At 64.5% G+C, this 2715-nt stretch carries 4 protein-coding genes; all 4 read right to left on the reverse strand.

The window, feature by feature from the left end; translation table 11 throughout:
- On the reverse strand, positions 1-249 hold a 249-nt coding region (locus tag K5Q19_RS04475; RefSeq protein ID WP_292941614.1), incomplete at its 3' end, for a hypothetical protein.
- A gap of 71 nt (positions 250-320) precedes the next feature.
- Positions 321-989, reverse strand: coding sequence for a Fe-Mn family superoxide dismutase (locus K5Q19_RS04480; protein WP_171007877.1), 669 nt, complete (start codon positions 987-989; stop codon positions 321-323).
- 75 nt (positions 990-1064) lie between these two features.
- Positions 1065-2462, reverse strand: coding sequence for a chromate efflux transporter (gene chrA, locus K5Q19_RS04485; RefSeq protein WP_062342956.1), 1398 nt, complete (start codon positions 2460-2462; stop codon positions 1065-1067).
- A 2-nt stretch (positions 2463-2464) separates the two neighbouring features.
- A partial coding sequence (locus K5Q19_RS04490; protein WP_292941632.1) for a chromate resistance protein ChrB domain-containing protein occupies positions 2465-2715 on the reverse strand: 251 nt, incomplete at its 5' end.

Here is a 2715-nt window from a genome sequence, read left to right on the forward strand (position 1 = left end):
CGAGCGGTCGCCTGAAATGTCCAACGGATTCACCCAGACCAGCACCGCGTCGAACGACAGCAACTCGTCACGAATGTCGCGAACCGCTTCGTCTCTGTACAGTACAGGCCTTGTGGTCGCCCCGAACGACCGCAAGGCTTGAACGATCGGCCACTGCCGAGCTTCATGAAAGCGATGCGTCCACTCGGCCGCTTGTCCGCGCCAAAGAAGAGCGATGTTCGGGCCGGATGTCACTGTTGCATCTCCCATCGGACCTGCCCCCTTTGTGGTCGCCAACTCAGGTGTCGCGCAGAAGTGGGTGTTGATCCTCGGCGGACGGGTCAGCCGCCGCCGCGCAAAGCCGCGGCATAGCGGCGGTCGACCACTTCCCAGTCGATGTTGCGGAAGAAGGCGTCGACGTATTTGGCGGCGGCGGTGCCGTAATCCATGTGAAAACTATGCTCGTACATATCGAGCGCCAGCAGCGGCACGCCGGCGATTGCGCCGTGCATATGATCCCACGCCCAATGGTTGTGCAGCGAGCGGGTGTGGAGATTGTAGACGAGCACGCACCAACCTGATCCGCCGGCAAGACTCATGCCGGTGCGGCGGAAGTCGGTCTCCCAGCGGTCGAACGAGCCGAACGCCGCGCCCAGCGCGTCGCGGATCGAGCCGGCTGCTTGACCGTTGCCGCCCAGCCCGTCGAAATAGATTTCATGGAGCACGACCGAGCCGGTGCGGTGCAGCTCCTCGCGCTTGAGGCCGCCATAGACCACCGGCGGTAGGTCCGGGTCAGCGAGCGCGGCGGCAAGGCGTGTTTCGATCATATTCAACGCCTTGACCGAGCCGGCATAATTGTTCTCGTGGTGCGATGTGATCAGCCTTTCGGAGAGGCCGTGGAGCCTGGCGGGATCGAACCTGAGCGGCTTGATCTGATGATTGCCGGCGAATGCGAGGACATTCGTCGGCGCTGCGGTCGGCGTCTGCGCCGAGGCTTCGTTCATAGTCATGGCTGCGGCTCCAATGCCAAGAGTTGCGATTGCACTGCGTCGGGAAAATTGGTCGATCGTCACACGTCACTCCCTTCAGATGATCATTACATATGCGGCCCCGAGGACGGAGCAGACGCCGAGCACCGGCAGCATGCCGGCCTTGAACCGGAACATGGCGAGGATCGCACCCACCGCCAGCGCTAACGCGGGCCAGTCGACGGACGTCAGGACTGGGAGATCGATGGCGCCGGCCGCGAACGGCACTTCGCGGACTTGCCCGAACAAGGTGTGAATCCCGAACCAGACTGCCAGATTGAGAATGACACCCACCACTGCGGCGGTGATCGCCGAAAGCGCGGCCGACAATGCGCGGTTGCCGCGCAGGCGTTCGATGAACGGCGCGCCGGCGAAGATCCACAGGAAGCAGGGCAGGAAAGTGACCCAGGTGGTGAGAATCGCGCCCAACGTCGCGGCGATGAGCGGCGGCAGTCCGGTGGCCTCGCGGAAGGCTGCCAGAAAGCCGACGAACTGCGTCACCATGATCAGCGGCCCGGGCGTGGTCTCGGCCATGCCGAGCCCGTCGAGCATCTCGCCGGGCTGGAGCCAGCCATAGGTCTCGACTGCCTCCTGCGCGACATAGGCGAGCACCGCATAGGCGCCGCCGAAGGTCACCACCGCCATCTGGCTGAAGAAGGTGGCGATGCGGCTGAACACGTCGTCGGGGCCGAACGCGAACAGCAGCGCTGCGACCGGCCCGAGCCAGAGCAGCAGCAGGACGCCGGAGATGCGCAGCGACCAAGAGAGGTTCGGCCGGGCATGGTCGGGAAGGCCCTCGCCAAGAGCGGTGTCGCGGTCGTGGACTATCTCAGCGCCGGCGGGACCATGTCCGCCGCCGCCCTTGAATGCGGCGTAACCAGCGCGGCCACCGAAGAAGCCGATCAGCGCGGCGGCAAGCACGATCAGCGGGAAGGGCACGTCGAGCACGAAGATCGCGACGAACGCCAGCGCGGCAAAACCGCGCATGACGTTGTTCTTCAAGGCACGCGAACCCACCCGGACCACCGCCTGTAGCACCACCGCCAGCACGGCGGCCTTCAATCCGAAGAACAATCCCTCGACCAGCGGCACTTCGCCGAGCAGCACATAGACATAGCTGAGCCCTAAAATCGCGAGGAAGCCGGGCAGCACGAATAGCGCGCCCGCGACCAGGCCGCCCTTGGTCTTATGGAGCAACCAGCCAATATAGACAGCTAGCTGTTGCGCTTCAGGGCCGGGCAGCAGCATGCAATAGTTGAGCGCGTGGAGGAACCGCTCCTCGCCGATCCAGCGCTTCTCCTCGACCAGGATGCGATGCATCACCGCTATCTGGCCCGCCGGTCCGCCGAAGCTGAGCAGCGCGACCCTGATCCAGACGCGCACCGCCTCGCCAAAGCTGATGCCGTGCTCGTGCAGCGTCTCGACTGCGATTTCAGCGCGTGCGCTGGCCTCCATCTTTAGTCCTCTTTTCGCCGGGTGAAGTGAGCATAGAATCCGTCGAGCGCGGTCGATCCGCGCGCGATCCGCTCCTCGTCGTCGTCGGTGCCGGCACAGATGCCGGCGATAAGCGCGCTCACTCCCGGAGTTTCCGGGCGCTCGAACCGAGCATCGGCAATATCAAGGTCGTGAACAATTTCGCCGAGCGCCCGCAGCGCGGGGTCGGTCTCGAGACCGGTGCGGAACACCAAGGTCTCGAAGGAGCAGCGGT

Source organism: Novosphingobium sp. (assembly GCF_019748365.1).
Lineage (GTDB): Bacteria > Pseudomonadota > Alphaproteobacteria > Sphingomonadales > Sphingomonadaceae > Novosphingobium.

Bases quoted from the DNA above. Each gene is read 5' to 3' on its own strand.
- K5Q19_RS04480 (WP_171007877.1), bottom strand. From the start codon at position 989: ATGACTATGAACGAAGCCTCGGCGCAGACGCCGACCGCAGCGCCGACG.
- chrA (WP_062342956.1), bottom strand. From the start codon at position 2,462: ATGGAGGCCAGCGCACGCGCTGAAATCGCAGTCGAGACGCTGCACGAG.